We start from the raw sequence: 22366 nt of genomic DNA on the forward strand, positions 1-22366 counted from the left end.
TCACACCCACCCTCCAAGCGACCACTCCCGCGGCGGGTCCTCGAAGGGCCACTGCCCACACTGTGATTTCGTTAGGTCGCCGCCCATCTGTGCCTCGAACGCCCGTTGTTTCTCGCCGAAGCGGTAGTGACACATCTCTGGGTGCTGTTTCTCCCAGTAAATCGTCTGCATCGACGGCGCACCCTCCGGAATCGGCGGCAGCGTTTCGTATTTCGGTCCGTCCAGTTCGGCTTGGGTCTCTTCGAGGTCGTCCTTGAGCGGCGTCACCGGCGCGGCCGCCCAGTAACCGCCTGCGAAAGCCAACACGACGACGACGGCGACGACTCGCCATCGTCGTGACGGCACCTCGGCGTGAGCCACGAGCACCCCGACGCCGACCGAGAGGAAGGAGAAGAGCAGTATCAACTCGATTGCCCCCTGCATCTCGAGGAAGATTTGTCCGGTGTAGCCGACGCCGCCCAACGCGACCCACCAGTACCGTCGGCCGTCGACCGCGAGTCCGCGGAGCCACCCGGAGGCGCCGACGGCGACGAAGGCGACACCGCTGATACCGATTTCGACGACGACGGCGAGGAGTCGGCCGGCAACGGTGTATCCCTCGACGCCGTACACCGGCGCGATGACGGTTTCGACGAACAGCGGGACGGCCAATCCGGCGGCGACGAACGGTCCGACGACGAGGGCCGCGACAGCGAGACCGCCGGCGACCGTCCGGCCGCTTGCTTGCCAGCCGCCACGCTGGAAGCCGATGGCGACGACCAGTATCGCGAGTCCCCCACCCAACTGCCAGAAACCCGCGCTGGTCGCCGCGGCGACTCCGGCGAGAGCAGGGCGGTCCTCGACGGCGAACAGCAGCGCCGCGGCGCCGAAGCAGAACGCGAAGTACTTCGGCCGGATGCCGGAGGCGGGGAAGGCGTACACCGTCGGCATGACGAACATCGTCAACCCGGCGACGACGGCGGCGAAGCCGTCGTCGGTGAGACAGTAGGTGAGCAAGCCGACCACGACCACGCCGGACCAGACGGCGACGACGGCGACGAATACGCTCAGGACGTGCAACACTGCCATGTTCCCGCCGGAAAGGAGGGCAAGCAGCGTCGTCACCGCGTAGATGAGCGGCGGTTTGAGGTCCCAGAAGTCGACGTACGGCGTCGCGCCCTGCGTGATGTACCAGCCGGCGTGTTGGAACAGCGCCGAGTCGCGGTTCACCTCGAAGGGGTCGGCGGCGAACTTCACGACCGTCGCGACGACGAGGACGACGGCCGCCCCGACCGCGAGACTGCGGAACCAGTTCTCCTCGACGCCGTCGTGGAGTACTCGAAGCCGTCCGGTCGGTTCCGGTTCGGTCATCAGTCGTTCAATCGCTGTTGCCACTCCTGAACTCGGGCCATCAGTTCTACTGGCGGCACCTCGTTTACGTCGGTGTCGCGTAGCTCTTCAAGGACCGATTCGGTCCCCGGTGGGAGTTCGGGCTCGTCGCCGCCGTCCGACGTGGCCTCCCCTCTGAAGTCGCCGCTGCCCAAATCGAAGACGGCCTGTACCGGTTCGCCACCGTCACCACCGCCTTTCGCCTCGATTGCGCGCTCCGAACGCAGGCGGTCGAGTACGTCACGCGCCCGGTCGACGACGGGGTCGGGGACACCCGCGAGGCCGGCGACGTGGACGCCGTAGGAGCGGTCGGTCGGCCCCTCTTCGATGGTCCGCAGGAAGGTTACGTCGCCGTCGCGTTCGGCCGCCGCGACGTGGACGTTCTCGACGCGTGGCAGTTCCTCGGCCAGCGTCGTGAGTTCGTGGTAGTGGGTCGCAAACAGCGTGAACGCCCCGACCTCGTTGTGGAGGTACTCGGTGGCCGCCCACGCGATGGAGATACCGTCGTATGTAGCGGTGCCGCGGCCCACCTCGTCGAGGATGACAAGCGAGTCTTCGGTCGCGCTGTGGAGGATGTTCGACAGTTCCTGCATCTCGACCATGAACGTCGAACGGCCCTGTGCGAGTTCGTCGGAGGCGCCGACGCGGGTGTAGATGCCGTCGACGAGACCGACCGTCGCGGCGTCGGCGGGGACGAACGACCCCACCTGTGCGAGCAGCGTGATGAGCGCCGCCTGTCGCATGTACGTCGACTTGCCCGACATGTTCGGCCCGGTCACGAGCAGGAATCGACGGTCGCGGTCGAGATACAGGTCGTTGGGGACGAACTCCACGTCGGTTTCGACGACCGGATGGCGGCCCGCCTCCACGGAGAGAACGCCCTCGTCGGTCAACTCGGGGCGACTCCACCCCCGTTTGGCGGCGTGAGTCGCGAGCGAGCAGAAGGCATCGAGTTCCGCGAGCGTCCGTCCCACTCGCTGGAGCAGGTCGGCCTCGCTCGCGACCGACTCCCGGAGTCGGCAGAACGCCTCGTACTCGCGGTCGCCGCGTTCCTCTTCGAGGCGAAGGATTTCGCGTTCCTTCTCGCGGAGTTCCTCGAAGACGTACCGCTCGGCGTTCTTCAGCGTCTTGATGCCCTCGTAGTGTTCGGGCACGGAATCGGCCTCGCTCTTGCCGACCTGAACGTAGTAGCCGTCGGTCTTGTTGCGGCCGACGGTGAGATGCGTGAGGCCGTGGCGCTGTTTTTCACGGTCCGCCAGCGTCTCGAAGAACTCGACCGCCTGCTCGTGGCGTTCCACCAAGTCGTCGAGGTCATCGTCGTAGCCGCGTTCGATGAGGCCGCCCTCGTGGAGCGTCTTCGGGGGGTCGTCGGCCAGCGCGTCGAGTTCCGCTCGGATGTCGGCGACGGCTTCCTGGTCGATGTCCGCAAGGAGGTCGCCGACCGGTGAGTCGGCCAGTCGGGGCGACTCCTCGATGGACGAGGCCAGGTCGGGGAGGAGTTCGAGCGTCGCCCGCGCCCGGAGCAGCGCGTCGGCGTCGGCGCTTCCGGAAACCGCCCGCGAGGCGACCCGTTCGAGGTCGTAGGCGTCGGCGAGCGTCTCGCGCAATCCCTCTCTGACGAGGGCGTCGTCGGCCAGCGCCGCCACCGCCGACTGCCGCCGGCGGAGTTCGCCCTGCCGTCGTAACGGTCGGGTGAGCCACTCCCGGAGCAGACGGCCGCCGGAACTCGTCTCGGTGTGGTCGAGGGTCTCGAACAGCGTCCGGCCGTTGCCGGTCATCGTCTCGGTGAGTTCGAGGTTGCGCTGGGTCGTCGCGTCGACGGCGACGTGGTCGTCGGGCGCGTACGACTGCAGCCGAGTGACCGACGCCAAAGCGCCGACGCCAGTTTCGGCGACGTAGTCGATTGCGGCGCCGGCGGCGGTCGTCGCGGCGTCGCTGTCGAGACCGACCGACTCAACGGCCTCGCCGAACTGCTTGCCGAGGGTGTGTCTCGCGCGGCCGGGGGCGAAGGCCTCGGTGTCGTGGAGCGTCAGGCGGGCGTCGCTGCGTTCTCGAAGCCGACCCAGGAAATCGTCGTCGTTTCGCACGTCGGGACCGGGGAGTATCTCGACGGGGGCGAACCGGTACAGTTCCGTGAGCGCCCGACTCGCGGCGTCCGGACCCGATACGGCCGTCGCCCGGAACGCACCGGTCGTGATGTCACAGAAGGCGAGGCCGTACTCGTCGCCGGCCGAGACGACCGTAGCGAGATACTGGGCGTCGCCGTCGTCGGTCTCCAGTAGCGTCCCCGGCGTGACCACCCGCGAAACCTCGCGGACGATGTCGTCGTCGACCTCGCGTTGGTCGGCGATGGCGACGCGATACCCCCGTTCGACGAGCGCCTTCAGATACGGCGTGAGGTCGTCGACGGGGACGCCGGCCATCGCGTAGTTCTCGCCGCCGGCGGAGCGCTCGGAGACCTTCAAATCGAGTTCCTCGCCGACCAGTTCGGCGTCCTCGCCGAAGAACTCGTAAAAATCGCCCATCTGCATCGCGAGCACGTCGGCCTCGCTTTCCTCCTTGAGGGCGAAGAACTCGCCGACGATGCCGGAAGCCATATCGGAAGGGTGACGGCCGGCCGCTAAAACGTGACGGGTCCCACCCGTCAGGCCGTCGCGGTGGTCGACTCCTCTCCGGCGGCCTGCCTGCGGTTCTTGCCGGCGAGTGCGACGAGTATCACGCCACCGATAGCGCGGAGCGCGATGTCGAACGTCGTCGTGTACAGCGTTATCTCGGTTCCGGCGAGTGCGGCGACGCTTTCGGCCGGCATGAGCAACATCCCGGGAACCGAAAGCAGCAGCGCCGCGACGCCGAAGCCGACGCGTTCGAGTCTGCCCACGTCGGTCCGATAGTAGCCGATGATGGCGGCACCGAGGGCGTAGACACCCGCGAACATCCCGACGACCGGAATCAGCACCTCCGGAACGACGAACCCGAGGTCGGCGAAGTCGGCGAAGGACATCACCGACCATTCGCCGCCGGTGTCACCGCTCCGAATCAGCAGGATGCCGGGCGCGAAGACGAACGCGAACGGGACGAGAATCTTGTTCAAAGACAGCATGAACGCCATCCGGCCGGTCTCGAAGGCGTCGGCTTTGGCCACGCCTGCGGCCGCGTAGGCTGCGACGGCGACCGGCGGCGTCACGTCGGCCATCAGGCCGAGATACAGGACGAACAGGTGTGCAGCGAGCAGCGCGACACCGAACTCCTGCATGGTCGGGCCGAGCAACACGACGATGATGATGTACATGACCGTCGTCGGCATGCCCATCCCGACGATGATGGCCGCCAGGCCGGTCAGAACCAGGAGAACGACGAACGACCCACCACTGACGCCGAGGATGAGCGCCCGGAGGCTCCCGCCGAGTCCGGTGAGGTTGATGATGCCGGGGATGACGCCGGCGGCGGCGACGGCGACGACGACGACGGTCGCCGTCCGCGCGCCGTTGTCGAGCGATTTGACGATGAACGTGGCGAACGAACCTGCACGCGATGTCGCCATCTCGCTGCCGAATCGCTCGTCTATGGCCGCCGCGGTATCGGTGACGGTGTCATCTAACTCCAAGAGCGGTGCCTCCGACCGCGGCCGGGCCAACAGCGTGAGCACGCTGAGACCGATGGCAATCACCGCCAGTTGCGGCAAGGCGGCGCGGACGGCGGCGCTGGGACCGAGTCCCGCCCCAGCGTCCCCGAGCAGGAGGCCGATAAGCGTCGTCCCCGCGAGGAACTGCGAGACGGCGCTCGCGACGAACAGAGCGAAGATGCCACCGACGAGAACCGGCCCAGCGTCCCGGTTGTAGGCCGCTACCACCGAAATGAGCGCGACCGTCGCGACGATGGTGAACCAACCGGCTCGGCCGATAGAGAGGCGGGCGATAACGATGTAGTACAGCAGCAGACCGAGCGGAACCAGATAGAACCACCCGCGTCGCATATGCGGGCCGATGTCCAGCAGTTCCGACCGCGAGAGACCGCCGATGCCGTGTTTGCCGGCTTCGAGGTCGACCATAATCCACATCCCGAAGAAGAAGGCGATTGCCGGCAGCGTCGCCGCGATGATGACATCACGGAAGGGGACGCCGATGAACTCGACGATGAGGAACGCGGCCGCCCCCATCACCGGCGGGAGAATCTGCCCGCCCGAGGACACCGACGATTCGACGGCGCCGGAGAACTCCGGGGAGTACCCCGAGCGCTTCATCAGCGGGATGGTGAGCGCGCCGGTCGTGACGGTGTTCGCGACGGAGGACCCCGAAATCATCCCCATGAAACCCGAAGAGACGACGCTGGCTTTCGCCGGGCCGCCCTGTTTGGTGCCGGTCATCGAGTACGCGAGGTCGATGAACCACTTGCCGGCGCCGGACATCTCGAGGAACGCACCGAAGAGGATGAAGATGTAGATGAACCGGACGCTGACGCTGACCGGAACGCCGAGGATGCCCTCGACGGTGTACCAGAGGTTCTGGACGACCTGGTCCCAGCGCAGTTCGCTGGTCGCGAGCAGTCCGACGCCCGGCGCGTCGCGGGGGATGAGATAGCCGTAGCGGCCGTAGAGGATGAACAGACTCACGAGCGTCATCAGCATGACGCCCAGCGCCCGACGGGTGGCCTCCAACACCAACAGAATCGCGAGGACGCCCATCAGATACCCGAACGGCCACGTCGCAAGCGGGCCGATGGCGAGCGGTTCGAACATGGGGTACAACTCGCCCAACGGGGCGCCGCCGCGGAGGCCGAACACCCGGATGACGTCGATTACCTCCGAGTACCGCGTCAGGTAGTACAGCGTCGGGAACAGCGAGAGAACGATGAGGACGATGTCGGCCGGCGTAATGCGGTCGCGTTCGGAGTCGAGGAACGCCCAGCGAAGCACCCCCCGGATGCCCTCGATTATCCGGGTAATCGGGTGGTCCCCGAGTCGGTCACGGACGAACGGCGCGACTCGGCCGAAGCGGCGCGAGAGGGCGCCGGTGCCGTCCGAAATCGGATACAGCAGGAACGCGAGGATGAGCGCGAAGTTGACGTGGATGGCCCGCAGTTGCAGTTGCTGCAACGAAATGAGGCGGTAGGTTCCGATGCCGGGAATCGTCGCCTCGAAGGTGAACCCGCGGGCGGCTATCCACAACTGGAACAGCGAGAACGTGATGCCGACGGCCGCGACGGCGACGAGTGCCGCCCCCCGAAGGGAACGCTTCCGTTCGATTTCTTCGAGGACTTGGTCGGCGTCCTCGGCTGCCGCCTCGTCGGTCGTGGTTTCGTGGTCGTCATCTACCATTGTGGGATTCTGAGCCGTGTTTCGACGCTGATTTCGACGGTGCCGCCGTCGGCGATGTCGACGAGGTCGTATCGCCGGTCCCCGACGACGAGGTCGTGGTCGGCCACGTAGCCGGTCGTGATACGAAGTGGGTCGTAGTGCCGTTCCGGTGGGTAATAGACGTATCTATCGTTGATTTCGGTGACCGGGACGGTCGACGGAAGCCCAGCACCGTAGGAGCTGAACTCCATCCGCGTCATCGTCAGTCGGTCGCCGTCGACGGCGTACACGTCACTGACGAGCGTCTTCTCGACGCTGTGAGTGTACTCGACGGTGACTTCGGTTCCGTTGTCGACGGGCGTGACGAGGAGGTCGTCGCCGTCCTCGCTGACGACGAGGACGGATTGGGTCGCGGCCCCCGTTGCGGCGACGCCGCCGACGCAGGCGACCGCGACTGCGAGAGCGACCGCCAGCCACACCCGGCGGGACACGTTACTCGAAGTAGGCGGCCGCACCTTCGTGGAGTTCGATGGACATGCCGTCCTGTGCGCTGTCGACGCTGATGAAGTCCGTCTTGATGGTGAGGTCGTCGAGGTTGTCGAAGATGGCTGCGGTGACGTTCTCAACGACGTCGGCGTCGTACTCCGATCGGGTGGCAATCATCGCCTGCACCGAGACGGTGTCGACGGCCTCGTCGATACCCTCGTAGGTGCCGGCGGGGACGGTGTCGTCGGCGAACCACGAGGCGGCGTCCTTGATGGTCTGTCGCTCGTCGTCGGACAGCGAGAGGAGTTCCATGTCCGCCGTCGTCGCGAGTTCCTCGATTGCACCGACGGGCCAACCGCCGACGACGAACGCCGCGTCGATGTCGCCGTCCTGAATCTGGTTGGACGCCTGCGTGAAGTCGGTGTTCTGCTCCTCGAAGTCGTCGGGGGTCAGACCCGCCGCGGATTCGAGAATCTGCAGCGCGTTGACCTGCGTCCCCGAGCCGAGGTCGCCGGTGTTGATGCGCATGCCCTCCATATCGGCGAGGGATTCGATGCCGGCGTCGGGTCGGAGGACGATGTGAATCGTCTCCGGGTACAGGGTTGCGACACCCTGAAGGTTCTCGATTGCGTTGCCGTCGAAGGCGTCGATACCGGTGCCGTTCTTCGCGAAGTACGCGATGTCGTTCTGGATGAGCGCGAAGTCGGCGTCGCCGCTGCTGAGACTGCCGACGTTCTCGACGGACGCCCCCGTCGCCGAAACCTCCATCGCGTAGTCGGTGTTGTTCTCGACGACGGTCTCGAACTCACCGGACAGCGGGAAGTACGTCCCACCGGTGCCGCCGGCGTGCCATCGGATGACCTCCGTCTCGCCGTTGCCGTTACCGTTGCCATTGCCGTTACCGTTACCGTTACCATTGCCGTTACCGTTACCGGTACAGCCGGCGATTCCGGCGACGCCGAGGGCGCCGAGAGCACCGAGGAGGTTTCGTCGGTTGATTCCGTCGTTTGTGGGTTCGTCGCGCATACCCCAGTATATACTCACGTCCAGTAATAAACGCTTCCAACATCTTCCGATGTTTCCGAATACATGTTACACTATTGAATGAGAATGTGGAACGTACAACGCAGAAGGCGACATGGAACGACGAACCGTGACTCCGTGAGCGCGGTTCGTTCGCCGGGTCGAAAGCACGTCGTACGGACTCTTGAACGGCCGAGATGATGGAGCGAGAAGGGTCCTAGCGGAGACTCGCCTACGTCTCCTCGTCGGATCCTCGGGCGACGGCGTCCCGTAGTTCGACGACGCGCTCGGCGACCGTCGAGGCTTCGCGACCGACGAGTTTCGTCATCGGCTCTTTGCCCACGGCACCGCGGTCGACGACGGCGACCGGTGGGTCGCTCCGACCACCGAACGTGTCTCTGGCCGCCCAGTCCATCGTTCCCGCAGCGTCGTCGGGTTCGGCGGCGCGGTCGTACTCGGTTACGTCCCACCCGAGGTCCTCGATTGCGACCTCGATGTCGTCGCCGAACCGGCAGTTGACCGCGAACCGCAACTCGGGGAAGAACTCCCGGCCGCCGAGTAAGAACCGTGCGACGTGACTGGAGGCGCCGAATCGGATCCCACGGTTCGGTTCGACGCCATCGAGCGTCTTCGTGATGCGGCCCTCGACGGCCGCGGTCTCGCGTTCGTCTTCGGCGTACGGCGTCGCCCCGACGACGTTCATGCCCACCTCGGGCACCAGCGGCCGGACGTTCTCGGCGACGAGCCACGAGACGGCGTCGTGGACGGTTTCGGCCGTCGGCTCTCTGGCTGCCTCGTTGCGGAGCGCGACGAGGTGATGCACCGCGCCGGGGCCTTCGCCTGCGTCGTGATGATACCGGATGGCCCGCTGGAGGAACGAGACGCTCCGGCCGACCGCGTCGACGAGGGGTTCGCCGTGGGCGAGTCGCGTGGCGATGGCCGACGACAGGGTACAGCCGGAGCCGTGGGTCGCCTCGGTGTCGATTCGGGGGTGGCGAGCCGTCTCGATGCTCTCGGCGGTGACGAGCACGTCGAGGACCTCCTCGCCGGGGACGTGTCCGCCTTTCACGAGGGCGGCGTCGGCGCCCGCCGTCAGCAGGCGCTGACCCGCCAGCCGAGCGCCGGCCTCGTCTTCGGGCGTCACGTCGGTCAACACCGCCGCCTCGTCGGCGTTCGGCGTCACGAGCGTCGCCTCGGCGACGAGGTCATCGTAGGCCGCTTCGGCTGCTTCGGTGAGCAGGCGGTCGCCGGAGGCCGCGACCATCACCGGGTCGACGACCAGCGGACAGTCGAACTCGGCGGCGTAGTCGGTGACCGTCTCGACGAGTTCGGCCGTCGCCAACATCCCGGTCTTGACGGCGCGAACGTCGAAATCCGACAGCACCGCCTCGAGTTGCGCCGCCAATTCCTCGGTCGGGAGGACGTGCGTGGACTCGACGCCGAGGGTGTTCTGAGCGGTGACGGCGGTAATGGCGGAGGTGCCGAACCCGCCCATCGCCTCGATGGTTTTCAGGTCGGCCTGGACGCCCGCCCCGCCGCCGGAGTCGCTGCCAGCAATCGTGAGGACGACCGGCTTCTCGGTGGGGTTCCTCCTGCGCGTGTCGGTCATGAGCGTGTGTTATCACCAGAGAATACTAATCCGTGGTGGTCGGCAGCGAGCCAGTCAGACGTCGTCGGGCGTCTCGGCGTCGTCCTCGACGGCCCGCTTCATCGATTCCCGCCGGGACTTGGCGTCGCGACCCGTGCACTCCAGCAGGAAGTCGTTTTTGGCGTTGTTGGCGTCGCCAGCAGCGTCGACATCGCCGGTTTCCATCAGGTCCTCGAGGTCGCGCTCGACGAAGTCGACGGCGAGTTTGTCCTTCTTACCCGAGTACGTGACCGCGCCGGCGACGACGCGCTCGAAGACGGGGTTCTTCGGTTCCTCCACGACGAAGAGGTCACTTCCTTTGAACTCCTCGGTGGCCGAAATCGGGCCGAAGTACTCCTCGATGGTGCCTTCGAGGTCCGGTACGCGCTCTTCGAGATACTCGCCGCGACGCATCTTGTACTCTTCCATGGGCCGAGTATTGACGCGCTGTGGTTTACCGTTTTCGAGGTACTTCACTCACGTTCGAGTTGCAACCACGACCCACACTCCGGACACGGGTCGCCGTCGCGGTAGGCGGATTCGGCATCGACGTGGAACCCACACTCCTCACAGACGAGGACGCCCTCAGGGACCGTGATGCCCGACAGTTCCTCCTCGGAGTCGGGGTCTAGATCCTCTTCAGGGTCGGGGTCGACCGCGTCGGCGTCGACCACGGAATCGCTCTCGGGGTCCCACGGCCCATCGTCAGGGTCGTCGGGCCACTGACCGGGCGCCCGCTCCGGTTCGCCGTCGTCGGTGAGAATCTCTGCGTCCTCCTCTTCGGGGTCACGCGCCTCGAACTCGCTCTCCTCGTCGGGCGCATCGGGCGTTTCCTCGGCCGATGACCACCCCTCCGAGGCGTCGGAGGCGGTCTCGGCGTCTTCGTCGTCGGCCGCGCCGCTCCGCTCGACGACGCCGTCGAACGTCCCCACACCTTCGGACCCTTCCACGTCGTCCGCCGTGACGTCGGCCGGGGACACCTCCTCGTCGAGTCCCACGTCTTCGGGGTCGACGACGGCGGTCACCTCGGTGCTTTCGGAGACGACCCGTTCGGCCCCACAGCGCGTACACCGTTCGAGTTCACGCACGACGGTCACGACCTCGCTGCCCTGTTCTTCCCGCTCCCGCTCGACGTCGGCGGGCTCGAAGGCGTGGCCGAGTAGCGAACACTTCAGTCCCATTGGGAAGGTGTGGCCGTGTAGAGGGTATAAAACTTGAGACACGGACCCCGGGGTTCCGGAGCGCCACACCCGGCGTGTGCCGGCGAACGGTTAAGACCACCCCGGGCGAACGCTCGTGTATGCAGGCGAAGCGGGAGTATCGCGACCGCGACGACACCGAAGTCGCAGTCCTCGATGCGCTCGTCGACCGGACCGAGGAGGGAATGACGGTGTTCGAGTTGCGGTCGGGAGTCGGCACCGACATCGACGCCATCGAGGACGCACTCGCCGAACTCAAAGAAGAGGGCCTCATCACCGTCGAGAACGACGACGAGCGGATGCGCATCTATCCCGACGAGCGCGTCGTTCCCGACCGCAACGGTACCGAAAGCGACAGCAGCCCCTCGCTGTTCCGTCGCATTCGCGAGAAACTCGGGCTGTGAGTCCGTCCGCCGCGATGCGTCGCTGTTTTACCGCCGCATCGCCTTTGTTGCGGCAATGACAGTCGTCGCGGACATCCACGAATCCCACGGTGCGACGTTCACCGAACGCGGCGGCCGCCGGGTCGTCGACCACTACGGTCGCCCCGAGCGCGTCCACCGCGCGGTTCGGAACGTCGTCGGCGTCATCGAGATGGGGTACGGCGTCGTCGAGGTGACCGGCGACGACCGAATCGAGTTCGTCGACAACGCCGTCTCCAATCGCGTCCCGAGCGAGGACGGACAGGGCGTCTACGCGCTATTGCTCGATTCCCAGGGCGGTATCGAGACGGACCTCTACGTGTTCAACGCCGGGGAGCGACTGCTGTGTTTCGCCCCGCCACAGCGGGCCGACGATCTCGCCGAGGAGTGGGCCGAGAAGACGTTTATCCAAGATGTCGAGGTACGGGTCGCCACCGACGACTTCGGCGTCTTCGGCGTCCACGGCCCGAAAGCCACCGAGAAAATCGCCTCGGTGCTGACGGGGCCGGGGTCGCCGGACGAACCCCTCTCCTTCGTCCGCGGGACGGTCGGCGACTGGGGCGTGACCGTCGTCCGCACCGACGACCTCACTGGCGAAGAGGGCTATGAGGTCATCTGTACGGCCGAGGACGCGAACGACGTCTTCGACGCCCTGGTCAACCACGGCCTCAACGCCGCGCCGTTCGGCTACCGGACGCTCGATTACCTCACGCTGGAGGCCGGGACGCCAACCTTCGAGGCCGAACTCGAAGGGACGGTCCCGAACGTCCTCGGCCTGCGGAACGCCATCGATTTCCAGAAGGGCTGTTACGTCGGCCAAGAGGTCGTCTCGAAGATAGCGAACCAGGGTCGTCCCTCGCGGCGACTCGTCGGGCTTCGACCCGAAGCGGTGCCGGCGAGCGGGTCGGCGGTGTTCGCCGGCGACAGCCACGTCGGCGAGGTCACCCGAGGCGACCACAGCCCCGCACTCGACGCGCCCATCGCGCTCGCATTCGTCGATTTCGACCTCGACGCCGAGGAACTCACCGTCCGCGTCGACGGCGAGGACATCCTCGCCGACCGCGTGGAGTTGCCGTTCGTCGAAGGGTCGGCACGCTCACGGCGGCTTCCCGAGTACGTCTGAAACCGGAGAAAATCGAGCCGCTTACTCCCCGTCGTCGTCGGTCGGGGCGTAGTAGTACTCGCCGGCCTTCTTCTGTTCGCGGTCCTTCTGTGAGCCGGGTTTGTTGATGCGCGGTCGGCCGGTACGTTCGTCACGGCGGAACGTCACGTCGAGGTTCGCGAGGAACGTGTTCATCCCCTCGCGCATCCCCATCGGTTGGCCGGCGTGGCCGTGGTCGGCGGGCGTCCCCTCGAACACCTGCAGGCGGTCCGACAGCAGGTCAATCATGTAGATGTCGTGGTCGATGACCATCGCCGTGGCGCCGTGGTTCTCGGTGTAGCGTCGGATGGCCCGCGTCGCCAACACCCGCTGTTCGACGTCGAGGTGCGCGGAAGGTTCGTCGAGTAGGTAGAGGTCGGCCTCCTTCGAGAGACACGCCGCGATGGCGACGCGCTGGCGTTCCCCGCCGGAGAGGTCCGTGAGGCTCTGCTCGAAGATGCGCTCTAACTGCAGCGGTTGGGCGATTTCGGTGTTCCAGTACGACGAACCGAAGTCGTCGGTGATAGAGCGGAGGAACGAATCCACCCGCATCGGCTGGTCGATTTCGACGTACTGGGGCTTATAGGAGATGTCGAGGCGGGCGTCGAACTCGCCTTCGTCGGGTTCGAGGCGGCCGGCGAGAATCTTCGCGAACGTCGACTTCCCGATGCCGTTGGGGCCGACGATGCCGAGGACCTCGTTCTGTCGTATCTCGCCGGCGTCGATGTCCAGTGAGAACTCGCCGTCGCCGTAGGACTTCCGCATCGCGGGGTACTCGACGAGGGTGTCGCCGTAGGTCTCGGTTCGGGGAGCGTGTTCCTCGAACTCGATGGACTCCGGGCGGATGCGCATGTTCTCGTTTTCGAGGTATCCCTCAAGGTACTGGTTGATGCCGCCCTTCGTCGATTTCGGCGGCGTGATGACGCCGAATGCCCCCGGTTCACCGTAGGCGACGTGGAGGGCGTCTGCGAGCAAATCCAGCACTGCGAGGTCGTGTTCGACGACGAGCATCGAGCGGTCGTCCTCGGAGAGTTCCTGAATCAGTCGCGCCGCGGTGACGCGCTGGCCGATGTCGAGATACGGCGTAATCTCGTCGAGGAAGTAGAAGTCGGCGTCCCGCACAAGCGTCGCGGCGAGTGCGACCCGCTGGAGTTCGCCGCCGGACAGCGTGTCGATGGGCTGGTCGACGACCGGTTCGATGCCGAGCCGTTCGACCAGTTCGTCGGCGACGCCGCGTTCGTCGACGCCGGCCAGCAGTTCGCTCGTCTTCCCGTCGAAGGTGTCGGGAATCTTGTCGACGTACTGCGGTTTGCGGGCGACGGTCACGTCACCTTCCTGGAGGTCTTCGAGGTACTCCTGTAGTTCGGTGCCTCGGTAGGCGTCGAGGACGGTATCCCAGTCGGGGTCGTCCTCGAAGTCCCCGAGGTTGGGCGTGATTTCGGCGGCCAGCACGTGAACGGCCGTCGTCTTCCCAATGCCGTTCGGACCGAGGATGCCGGTGACCCGTCCCTCCTGTGGGGCGGGGAGCCCGTACAGCGAGAAGGCGTTCTCGCCGTATCGATGGGTGGGGTCCTCGTCGAGTTCCTGCGGGAGGTTGATGATTTCCAGCGCGTCGAAGGGACATTTCTCGACGCAGATGCCGCAGGTCTCGCCGAGACACAGTTCTTCTGAGATAGACACTTGGTCGGGGGCGCCGGCGTACAGTCCCTCCTCGCCGTGCCGTTCCTCACGGGTGACGATACACTCCTCTCCGGTGCGGTTCGGCGGGCAGAAGTTCGCACACTCGTAGTTACACCGGTCGGGTTGACACCGGTCGAGGTCGACGACGGCGATGCTGTCGTCGGTCATTACAGGCTCGTCCCCGTTTGGAGGAGAATCGCCCAGCAAACGAACCACAGCGCGAAGGTCATGAACGCCACGTACAGGTAGTCCTTCACGCCGAACTCGTCGACATCGAGGTCTATCCCCGCCATCTCGAAGACGCGAAGGAGCGGGAACTGCACGATGACGGCGCCCGCGAGGACGTACACGCCGAGGGGGTCGTCGGCCCCGCTCGCGACGGTCGCCGAGACGAGCGCGGCGGCGACGCCGGCGAGACACGCCAGCGCCGTGACGGTGACGCCACGGACGTGTGCGACCCTGCGTTCGGCCGTATCGGTTGCCATACACCCACGTCAGCCATCCGTAGCCAAAAGCGGTTCGCTCCGGGCCTATCGGAGCCGACGACCGGAAAACCAATCGACTGAATGACAAACACAGGTTTCACGGTTCATCAAGCCCGTTTTCGGCAGTTTCGAGGTCGATACCCGACCTGTTTGGGTCAATGTTTATACCTCTGGCTCGCCTCTTTTAGGGTACAAATGGCTGATTCTGACGGCGAAAACCTAGAAGACCTCCCACCGAGTGCGAAACTCGTCTACAAGGTCCTCGAGTACAACGGACCGATGACCCAGAAAGGCATCGTCGAGGAATCGATGTTGTCCGCCCGAACCGTCCGCTACGCCCTCGAACGACTCGAAGACATCGACATCGTCTCCGAGGACGTGTACTTCGCGGACGCGAGACAGAACCTCTATGAGATTCAGGCGCCGGTCGAGGCGGCCGCCGACGGCGGCACCGACACCGCCAGCTGCGACGACTAAACGGACGTTTTCGTGTCGCTTCGGGCCGTGAGAGCCGGCTGTCGAATCAGAGCACGAGCCGCTGACAACTCCCACAGAGGTTCTCCTCTTTGACATCGACCTCGCGGACGGTCGGGGAGAAACTCATCACACAGCGAGAGTTGTCGCAGTGTTCGAGGCCGAGCGTGTGGCCGATTTCGTGGACGACCTCCTTGCGGACGCGGTCGGAGAAGATGTCGCCGGCGGACTTGTTCGAGAAGCCGCCGTCCGAGGAGGTCTGGAGCCGGTACGTCGAGATGACCGAGCCGTTGCCGGAGAGGTACGCCAGCCCGAAGACGTAGTTGCGGCGCCGGTAGTAGAGGTCCTTCGGCGTGATGGCGATGTTCTTCTCTCCGGAGCCGATTCGGCCCGCGAGTTCGATGAACTCCTCGGCGCGATACTGTTCGCGACCGGGGTCGAACGCGCCGTCGGGGATGGGTTGGCCGTCGTGAATCGTCACCTCACAGTCGTAGACGGATCGCAGTCCGCTGGAGGCCTCCCGCTTGACCGCGGCAGAGACATCACCGACCGGCACGATGTCGACGTGCATGGGAAAAGATTAGATACGGCTGTTCATAAACATCCCGACGTGCACACCGACTCGAAGGCGACGCTCGTCGACCGCCTCGCCGGGTTCGACCGCCTCGTCGAGGTCGGCGTCGGGAACCGAACCGACGTCGCGGCCGGCCTCGCCGAGCGCGGACGGACGGTTACTGCGACGGATATCCACGAGCGCCCGACCCCCTCGGGCGTGCGGTTCGTCCGCGACGACGTGACCGACCCCGACGTGACGCTGTATCGGGACGCCGAGGCGGTGTACGCGCTGAACTGCCCGCCCGAACTCCAGCGGCCGCTCGCCGAGGCGGCAGAAGCGGCCGAGGCAGCGTGTTTCTTCACGACCCTCGGGGGCGACCCCGCCGTCGTCGACGCAACGACGGAGACACTCGAAGACGAGACCCTGTTCCGAGTACACCCATGAACGTCGACGCAATCATCCTCGACATCGACGGCGTGTTGGTCGACGTGGCCGACTCCTATCGCCGTGCAATCGTCGAATCCATCGAACACGTCTACGGCGACACCATCGAGAAAGCCGACATTCAGGCGTTCAAGAACGCCGGCGGCTTCAACAACGACTGGGAGTTGACCTACGCCGCCGCGCTGTACGTCCTCGCCACCCGCGAGAAGCCGTATCTGAGCATCGAGACGTACACCGGTCTCATCGCCGCCTCCGGTGGCGGCTTGGACGCCGCCCGGACGGCCATCGCCGACGAACTCGAACCGGCCGCACGCGAGCAGATACTCGCCGACTGGGACCGACAGCGGCTCCGGGAGGTGTTCCAGCAACTGTATCTCGGCTCCGAGTTGTACCGGCAACTGGAGGGTTCGGAACCCGACCTCGACACCGAGGGGTTCATCCACGACGAGCCGGTGTTGCTCGATGACTCGACGCGCGAGGCGCTGGAATCGTGGGATGTGGGGGTCCTCACCGGCCGTCCGAGCGCCGAAGCCGACATCGCACTCGACCGCGTCGGCCTCGAAGTGGCCGAGGACCACCGATTCACGATGGACGACTGGGACGCCGGAAAGCCCGACCCGGAGGCGCTCGTGACCCTCGCCGAGCGGTTCGATGCCAGCCGAATCGCCTTCGTCGGCGACACGCTCGACGACATCCGCACGGCGACGAACGCCGCCGACACCGACTCGACACGGGAGTATCACGGCATCGGCGTTCTCACAGGGGGCCTCACCGGCGAGGAGGGCCGCCGCCGCTACGAAAGCGCCGGCGCGAGCGCGGTCCTCGACAGCGTCAACGACCTCCCCGACCTGCTCGAATGAGCGCCGAACGACTCCTCGTGTGGAGCGCGGCAGTCGCCGCCACAGTCGGTTCCTCGCTTGTCTCCGTCTCCGACGCGACGGTCGGGGGACGGCTCACCCTCGCAGCGCTCGGCATCGTCGTGGCTCTACCGCTTGCGGGCGTTTTCGTCGGGTGGCTCTCGACGGTTCGCGGCGGCGAGCGCGGTTGGAGCTAGAAGAACAACTCGGGGTCATCGTGGGAGAACGTCACCCGCGTTTCGTCCGACAGCGGACGGATGTGGGTGTACATAACGCCCGCTTCGGTCGCTCGTTCGGCGAGTTCGGTCTCCTCTCGGGCGGCGAGAAACGCCGGCACGACGACGGCGGTTTCCTCGGCTGTCGCCTCGCTTGCGACGATGAAGAACCGCACGCCGCCCTCCTCCGTGCGGTAGACGTGAGACGTATCGAAGGTGGCCGCCTCGACGAGCGCTTCCAGCGTCTCGAACTCGTCACCGGGGGCGAGCACGTCCAGTCCGAACGGGTCGCCGGTGACCGGCGTCACATCGCCGGGATGGACGACGAGCGTCTCCCAGCCATCGTCGCGGTACTCGGCGGCGATGGCGTCGGCGTCCTCAAGCAGTTCCTGCCAGCGGTCGGTGACTACCGATGGGGGCCCGTCTGCGTTCATACCGGTCCCGTGTCGGCCGGCGGCAAAAGCCCGACGGTCACGAATCGGTGTCGGTGACGGGGGCGTCCAGTTCCTCTCCGACCCAGACGCCGTTGCCGTCGGCGTCCAGTCGGACATCGTCGGCGTCGAGATGGCAGGCCGCCCGCTCGCCGTCCGGGTGGCGTCGCTCACAGACGCTGGTGTAGCGCTCGCGGAGCGTTTCGGCGGCGGCCTCGAAGTCTCCCTCGACGAGGGCCTCGAAGGCCTCCCGAAGGTGTGTTCGCTCCGAAGTGGGCAAATCGACCCCTTCGAGCAGTCGGTCGAACAGCGCCTCGACAGCGTCGCCGTCGGACGGTTCCAGCCCGTCGAGGCTCACGTCGCGATTCTCGATGCGACGGCGAACGTCCATGACCGCGCGGTACTGCGATTGCGTGAGGTCGAGGTCGGCCGGCGGAATCACCTTCGGACACCGGGACCGGAACCGACAGCCAGAGGGCGGGTTCCGTGGCGACGGAACGTCGCCGGTCAGCGGTTCGATGTCGCGGTCGCGCTCGTCGGTCGAGGCCCGTGGAACGCTCTCCAACAGCGCCTCCGTGTAGGGGTGTTGGGGGTTCGCGAACAGTTCCTCGGTCGGTGCGATTTCGACGATTTCGCCGAGATACATCACCGCCACGCGGTCGCAGATGTGCCGGATGACGCTGAGGTCGTGGCTGATGAACAGATACGTGAGGTCGAAATCGTCCTGGAGGTCCTCGAGTAGATTGAGCACCTGTGCCTGAACGCTCACGTCCAGCGCACTGGTGGGTTCGTCCAACACGAGGAACTCGGGGTCGAGCGCGAGCGCGCGGGCGATGCCGACGCGCTGGCGTTGCCCGCCGGAGAACTCGTTGGGGTATCGGTCGAGTTGGTCGGCCGAGAGACCGACCCGCTCCATGAGGTCTGCCGCTCGCTCTCGGCGAAGTTCGTCATCCGGGCGGGCGGTGTCCACGTCGGATTCGGGCCACGGCCAGTCGTGGATGTCGAGCGGTTGTCGGATGGAGGCACCGACGGTCATTCGGGGGTCGAGACTGGAGAAGGGGTCCTGAAAGACGACGCCGGCCCGACGCCGGAACGAGAAGAGGTCCCCGCGTTCGGCGAGGTCCTCGCCGTCGTACTCGACGGTGCCGCCCGTGGGGTCGAGCAGTCGCAACAGCGTCTCGCCGGTCGTCGACTTCCCACAGCCCGATTCACCGACGAGACCGAGCGTTTCGCCCTCTCGGATGTCGAAACTCACGCCGTCGACGGCCCGCACCGGATTCGTCGTATCGCCGAACAGTCGGTCCAGTATCGAGTCCTCAGTGTCGAAGTGCTTCTGAAGGTTCCGTACCCGGACGAGCGGGCGGTCGGCCGCCGTCGCATCCGCCCACTCGGACACTGGCGTCGGTCCGTGGTCGTCACTCATCGAAGTATCCCTCCTCGAGCGCGTCGGCTTGCTCGTAGTCGTGGTCGGCCAGATAACACATCGCCGTGTGCTCGCCATCGACGGCGAACTCGGGCGGTTTCTCCAGACACTCCTCCATCGCCCTCGGACACCGGTCGGCGAAGTAACACCGGTCATCCATCTCCGAATCGACGAGGCTGGGGACGTTTCCGGTAATCGGTTTCAGGCGGTCGGCAGTGCCATCGAGGTCCGGAATCGACCCCAACAAACCCTTCGTGTAGGGGTGGACAGGGTCGTCGAACACGTCTTCGAGAGTTCCTGTCTCGACCAACTCGCCGGCGTACATCACGCCGACGCGGTCGGCCATCCGGGCGATGACGCCGAGGTTGTGCGTGATGAGAACCGTCGTCATGCCGACGTCTTCCTGTAGCTCTGCAAGCAGGTCGAGTACCTGCGCCTGTATCGTCACGTCGAGTGCGGTCGTCGGTTCGTCGGCCACCAGCATCGAGGGTTCGCCGGCCAGCGCCTGTGCAATCATCGCTCGCTGGAGCATGCCGCCGGAGAACTGGTGGGGGTACTCCTCGGCGCGCTCGGCGGGGTCGGGGATACCGACCATCTCCAGCAGTTCGACCGCCCGGTCGTGGGAGGCGTCGTCGACGAAGTCCCGGGTCGGAAGCAGGCTGTCGCCGACGAACTTCGCCAGTCCGTACCCCTGTGTCCGGGAGCGGACCGACCGCGGATTCGCCCGGGCCCGGCGCTGGACCTCGACGGCCTCGGCGATTTGCTCGCCGACCGTCAGCGATGGGTTAAAACTGCTCATCGGGTCCTGGAATATCGTCGAGAACTCCGTCCCACGGAGCGCGCGACGCTCGCCGTCGGACAGCGACTGGAGGTCGACGTAGTCGCCGTCGACGGCCTCCGGCGCGTCGGACTCGATGCGCGCCGCGAGGTCGGGCGAACGGAACCACACCGCCCCGTCGACGATTTCGCCGGGGCGTTCGACGAGGTCGATGAGCGACAGCGCCGTCACCGACTTCCCGGAACCGGACTCGCCGACGATGCCGAACACTTCCCCTTCCTCGACGCTGAAGGAGACGTCCTCGACGGCGTTGATTTGGCCCTCCTCGGTGAAGAATCGGGTCGTCAATCCTTCGATTCTGAGTTTCGGCGCCACCTCAGACACCCCCCTCCCCCTCGATGGAGGGGTCGAGTGCGTCCCGAAGCCAGTCGCCGAGAAGGTTCACGCCGATGACTGCGAAGACGATGGCGAGACCCGGCATCGTGGCTATCCACCAGTAGGAGCGTTGGTCGCTCCGGCCGTCTGCGATGTCGGCGCCCCACGTCAAGTCGGTGCCGGAGAACCCGAGGAACGACAGCGCGGACTCCAGTAGGATGATAGCGGCCACCTGAATCGTCGCCAACACGATGATGGGCGTCAGCGAGTTCGGGAAGACGTGCTGTCTGAGGATGCGCCAGTCGGAGGCGCCGGCCGACCGTGCGGCCTTGATGAACTCCTCGGCGCGGACGCTCATCGCCTCGCCGCGGGCGACCCGAGCGAACCACACCCAGTTGACCAAGGCGACGACGAGCGTCACCGTCACCGGGAAGGTAAAGGAAGCCGGCATCTCGGCGACGTGTGCGGCACGCGGTATCAACACGTTCGGAACGAGGTCCGAACGGGCGGCGTGGACGAAGGGGTCCGGAATCGTCGTGGTGTGTACGTCGGAGTCCCTGAACACGCCGACGAGGGCGATGGCGAGGACGAGCGACGGGAACGCCAACATCACGTCGGCGCCCCGCATCAGCGCGTCGTCGATGCGGTCGCCGAAGTAGCCGGCGACCAGTCCGTACGGAACGCCGATGACCGTCGCGAGCAACGCGCCGAGCAATCCGACGAGCAGCGACACGCGGGCACCGTACAGCAACCGCGAGTAGATGTCCTGTCCGAGCGCGTTCGTCCCAAGCGGGAAGGTTTGTCTGGCGGTTATCTCGACGGTCTCACTGCCCGACGGCGTGACGCGCTGTTCGGTGTAGGAGAATCCCAATGGCGGCAACTCCGAGAGGTCCTCGGTGCCGCCGGTCCCGATTCGCGTCGTCGTCGGGTCGTGAAGCGCGAGAAACGGCGCGAACGTCGCCACGAGGAACAGCAGTAACACGAGCACGACGCCGAGTTGTGCGAGTCGGTTCTGCTTGAACTCCCGTCGGAGGCTCCGTTTGACGCGTTCGGATATCATTCTGCGGTCACCCTCGGGTCGAGGTAGGCGTACAGCGAGTCGACGACGATGTTTATGAGGACGAATCCGACGCCGATGACGATGATGGTCCCCTGAATCGACGTCCAATCGCGGTTGTTGATGGAGGTGATGAGAAAGCGGCCGAGGCCGGGCCAGGCGAACACTGTCTCGGTGATGACGGCGCCGCCGATGAGCGTCCCCAGTTGGAGACCGAGGACGGTGACGATGGGGATGAGCGTGTTCCGGAGGACGTGTTTGTACAGGGTGAGCGTCTCGGGCAGGCCTTTGGCGCGACACGCCGTCACGTACGACTGCCCGAGTTCCTCCAGCATGCCGCTCCGAGTGAGTCGCGTGATGAGCGCGGTGAAGTACGTCCCCAGCGTGATGGCCGGCAGGACCAGTTGGGCGGCCCACTGCCCGAGTTCGGAAACCGAGCCGTTCGACAGCGCGAACAGCGCCGTCTGGAGACCCATCTGTCGACCCGTCGTCGGGATGACATCGACGTGGACGCCGACGAAGATGATGAGCATGACGCCGAGCCAGAAGTTCGGCGTCGAGATGCCGACAAGCGAGAACAGCGTTGCGCCGTAGTCGACGGGTTCGCGGCGGCGGCGGGCGCTGACGACGCCGAGCGGGATGGCGAGAACGACCGCGACGACTGTCGCGGCGACGGCGAGTTCGATGGTCGCGGGCAGTCGCGACGCGACGAGGCCAGCAACTTCACGACCGCTGGACATCGATTCGCCGAAGTCCAGCACCACCAGGTCGGTGATGTAGTCGTAGTACTGGACGTACAGAGGTTGGTCGAGGCCGAGGTTTTCACGGAGGCGCCGACGCACCTCCGGACCCGCATCGGGCGGCAACAGCGTCGCCGTCGGGTTCCCGGGGGTGAGATAGCGCAGGAAGAAAACGACCGTCACGACCCCCCACGTGACGACGACTCCCTGAAGGAGGCGCTTTATGAGGAACTTTGCGAGACCCATTTCTACCGCAATTCTTGCCGGCGGGTTACAAAAAACCGCCGTTATT

The 22366-nt window shown here is 65.8% G+C and carries 22 protein-coding genes; 6 read left to right on the forward strand and 16 right to left on the reverse strand.

All coding sequences use genetic code 11. The features are described from left to right. From NMP98_RS11640 to NMP98_RS11675, 8 genes are all read right to left on the reverse strand, one after another. Entirely contained in the window at positions 1 to 1374 is a 1374-nt protein-coding gene (locus NMP98_RS11640; RefSeq protein WP_254857802.1) for a DolP-mannose mannosyltransferase, read from the reverse strand. Further along, a complete protein-coding gene (mutS, locus tag NMP98_RS11645; protein ID WP_254857805.1) occupies positions 1350 to 3965 on the reverse strand; it encodes a DNA mismatch repair protein MutS in 2616 nt (871 codons plus the stop codon). The genes NMP98_RS11640 and mutS overlap by 25 nt, the downstream gene beginning before the upstream one ends. 47 nt (positions 3966 to 4012) lie before the next feature. Continuing rightward, on the reverse strand, positions 4013 to 6682 hold the full coding sequence (locus tag NMP98_RS11650; RefSeq protein WP_254857807.1) for a TRAP transporter permease: 2670 nt from the start codon (positions 6680 to 6682) through the stop codon (positions 4013 to 4015). Continuing rightward, entirely contained in the window at positions 6676 to 7152 is a 477-nt protein-coding gene (locus NMP98_RS11655; RefSeq protein WP_254857809.1) for a DUF1850 domain-containing protein, read from the reverse strand. The genes NMP98_RS11650 and NMP98_RS11655 overlap by 7 nt, the downstream gene beginning before the upstream one ends. 1 nt (position 7153) lies before the next feature. Further along, positions 7154 to 8173, reverse strand: coding sequence for a TAXI family TRAP transporter solute-binding subunit (locus NMP98_RS11660; protein ID WP_254857811.1), 1020 nt, complete (start codon positions 8171 to 8173; stop codon positions 7154 to 7156). Between the two features lie 229 nt (positions 8174 to 8402). After that, a complete protein-coding gene (gene thiD, locus NMP98_RS11665) occupies positions 8403 to 9779 on the reverse strand; it encodes a bifunctional hydroxymethylpyrimidine kinase/phosphomethylpyrimidine kinase (RefSeq protein WP_254857812.1) in 1377 nt (458 codons plus the stop codon). A 54-nt stretch (positions 9780 to 9833) separates the two neighbouring features. Then, positions 9834 to 10226 (reverse strand): DUF5611 family protein, encoded by a 393-nt coding sequence (locus NMP98_RS11670; protein ID WP_254857813.1) that lies wholly within the window; start codon positions 10224 to 10226, stop codon positions 9834 to 9836. Between the two features lie 44 nt (positions 10227 to 10270). Further along, positions 10271 to 10978: a DUF7093 family protein gene (locus NMP98_RS11675; RefSeq protein ID WP_254857815.1), complete on the reverse strand. Its 708-nt coding sequence runs from the start codon at positions 10976 to 10978 to the stop codon at positions 10271 to 10273. A 119-nt stretch (positions 10979 to 11097) separates the two neighbouring features. Here NMP98_RS11675 and NMP98_RS11680 point away from each other — a divergent pair, with 119 nt between their 5' ends. Further along, positions 11098 to 11400 carry a DUF6432 family protein gene (locus NMP98_RS11680; RefSeq protein ID WP_254857817.1) on the forward strand — a complete coding sequence of 101 codons (303 nt, stop codon included), beginning with the start codon at positions 11098 to 11100 and terminating at the stop codon, positions 11398 to 11400. Positions 11401 to 11455: 55 nt separating this feature from the next. Then, complete coding sequence (gene ygfZ, locus NMP98_RS11685; RefSeq protein WP_254857819.1) at positions 11456 to 12541, forward strand: CAF17-like 4Fe-4S cluster assembly/insertion protein YgfZ; 1086 nt, start codon at positions 11456 to 11458, stop codon at positions 12539 to 12541. A 21-nt stretch (positions 12542 to 12562) separates the two neighbouring features. Here the strand turns inward: ygfZ and NMP98_RS11690 are convergent, their stop codons facing one another. Next, complete coding sequence (locus tag NMP98_RS11690) at positions 12563 to 14407, reverse strand: ribosome biogenesis/translation initiation ATPase RLI (protein WP_254857821.1); 1845 nt, start codon at positions 14405 to 14407, stop codon at positions 12563 to 12565. After that, entirely contained in the window at positions 14407 to 14724 is a 318-nt protein-coding gene (locus NMP98_RS11695; protein ID WP_254857823.1) for an EMC6-like membrane protein, read from the reverse strand. Before NMP98_RS11695 ends, NMP98_RS11690 begins: the two co-directional genes overlap by 1 nt. A 195-nt stretch (positions 14725 to 14919) precedes the next feature. On the opposite strand from NMP98_RS11695, the gene NMP98_RS11700 reads away from it, so the two are divergent. Then, the gene (locus NMP98_RS11700) at positions 14920 to 15201 is read left to right on the forward strand and encodes a winged helix-turn-helix domain-containing protein (protein ID WP_254857825.1); all 282 of its coding nucleotides are present in this window, start codon (positions 14920 to 14922) and stop codon (positions 15199 to 15201) included. A 46-nt stretch (positions 15202 to 15247) separates the two neighbouring features. On the opposite strand, the gene NMP98_RS11705 is transcribed toward NMP98_RS11700, so the two are convergent. Further along, positions 15248 to 15769: an archaemetzincin family Zn-dependent metalloprotease gene (locus NMP98_RS11705; protein ID WP_254857826.1), complete on the reverse strand. Its 522-nt coding sequence runs from the start codon at positions 15767 to 15769 to the stop codon at positions 15248 to 15250. A gap of 39 nt (positions 15770 to 15808) precedes the next feature. Between NMP98_RS11705 and NMP98_RS11710 the strand changes: the two genes are divergently transcribed. Genes NMP98_RS11710 through NMP98_RS11720 form a run of 3 tightly spaced genes read left to right on the forward strand, consistent with a single transcriptional unit; the run spans position 15809 to position 17252 of the window. Next, positions 15809 to 16198: a UPF0146 family protein gene (locus NMP98_RS11710; RefSeq protein ID WP_254857827.1), complete on the forward strand. Its 390-nt coding sequence runs from the start codon at positions 15809 to 15811 to the stop codon at positions 16196 to 16198. Then, on the forward strand, positions 16195 to 17058 hold the full coding sequence (locus NMP98_RS11715) for a TIGR01548 family HAD-type hydrolase (RefSeq protein WP_254857829.1): 864 nt from the start codon (positions 16195 to 16197) through the stop codon (positions 17056 to 17058). Before NMP98_RS11710 ends, NMP98_RS11715 begins: the two co-directional genes overlap by 4 nt. Then, entirely contained in the window at positions 17055 to 17252 is a 198-nt protein-coding gene (locus NMP98_RS11720) for a hypothetical protein (protein ID WP_254857830.1), read from the forward strand. Before NMP98_RS11715 ends, NMP98_RS11720 begins: the two co-directional genes overlap by 4 nt. Here the strand turns inward: NMP98_RS11720 and NMP98_RS11725 are convergent. From NMP98_RS11725 to NMP98_RS11745, 5 genes are read right to left on the reverse strand one after another with little or no spacing between them, the layout of a single operon-like run. Beyond that, the gene (locus tag NMP98_RS11725) at positions 17249 to 17704 is read right to left on the reverse strand and encodes a DUF7529 family protein (protein WP_254857832.1); all 456 of its coding nucleotides are present in this window, start codon (positions 17702 to 17704) and stop codon (positions 17249 to 17251) included. The genes NMP98_RS11720 and NMP98_RS11725 overlap by 4 nt on opposite strands. 37 nt (positions 17705 to 17741) lie before the next feature. Beyond that, the gene (locus NMP98_RS11730) at positions 17742 to 19124 is read right to left on the reverse strand and encodes an ABC transporter ATP-binding protein (RefSeq protein WP_254857834.1); all 1383 of its coding nucleotides are present in this window, start codon (positions 19122 to 19124) and stop codon (positions 17742 to 17744) included. After that, a complete protein-coding gene (locus tag NMP98_RS11735; RefSeq protein WP_254857836.1) occupies positions 19117 to 20277 on the reverse strand; it encodes an ABC transporter ATP-binding protein in 1161 nt (386 codons plus the stop codon). The genes NMP98_RS11730 and NMP98_RS11735 overlap by 8 nt, the downstream gene beginning before the upstream one ends. A 1-nt stretch (position 20278) precedes the next feature. After that, on the reverse strand, positions 20279 to 21337 hold the full coding sequence (locus NMP98_RS11740) for an ABC transporter permease (protein ID WP_254857840.1): 1059 nt from the start codon (positions 21335 to 21337) through the stop codon (positions 20279 to 20281). Further along, positions 21334 to 22320, reverse strand: a complete 987-nt coding sequence (locus NMP98_RS11745; protein WP_254857842.1) for an ABC transporter permease — start codon at positions 22318 to 22320, stop codon at positions 21334 to 21336. Before NMP98_RS11745 ends, NMP98_RS11740 begins: the two co-directional genes overlap by 4 nt. Positions 22321 to 22366: the final 46 nt, after the last annotated feature.

The organism is Natronomonas gomsonensis (genome assembly GCF_024300825.1).
In the GTDB taxonomy this organism is placed as follows: domain Archaea; phylum Halobacteriota; class Halobacteria; order Halobacteriales; family Haloarculaceae; genus Natronomonas; species Natronomonas gomsonensis.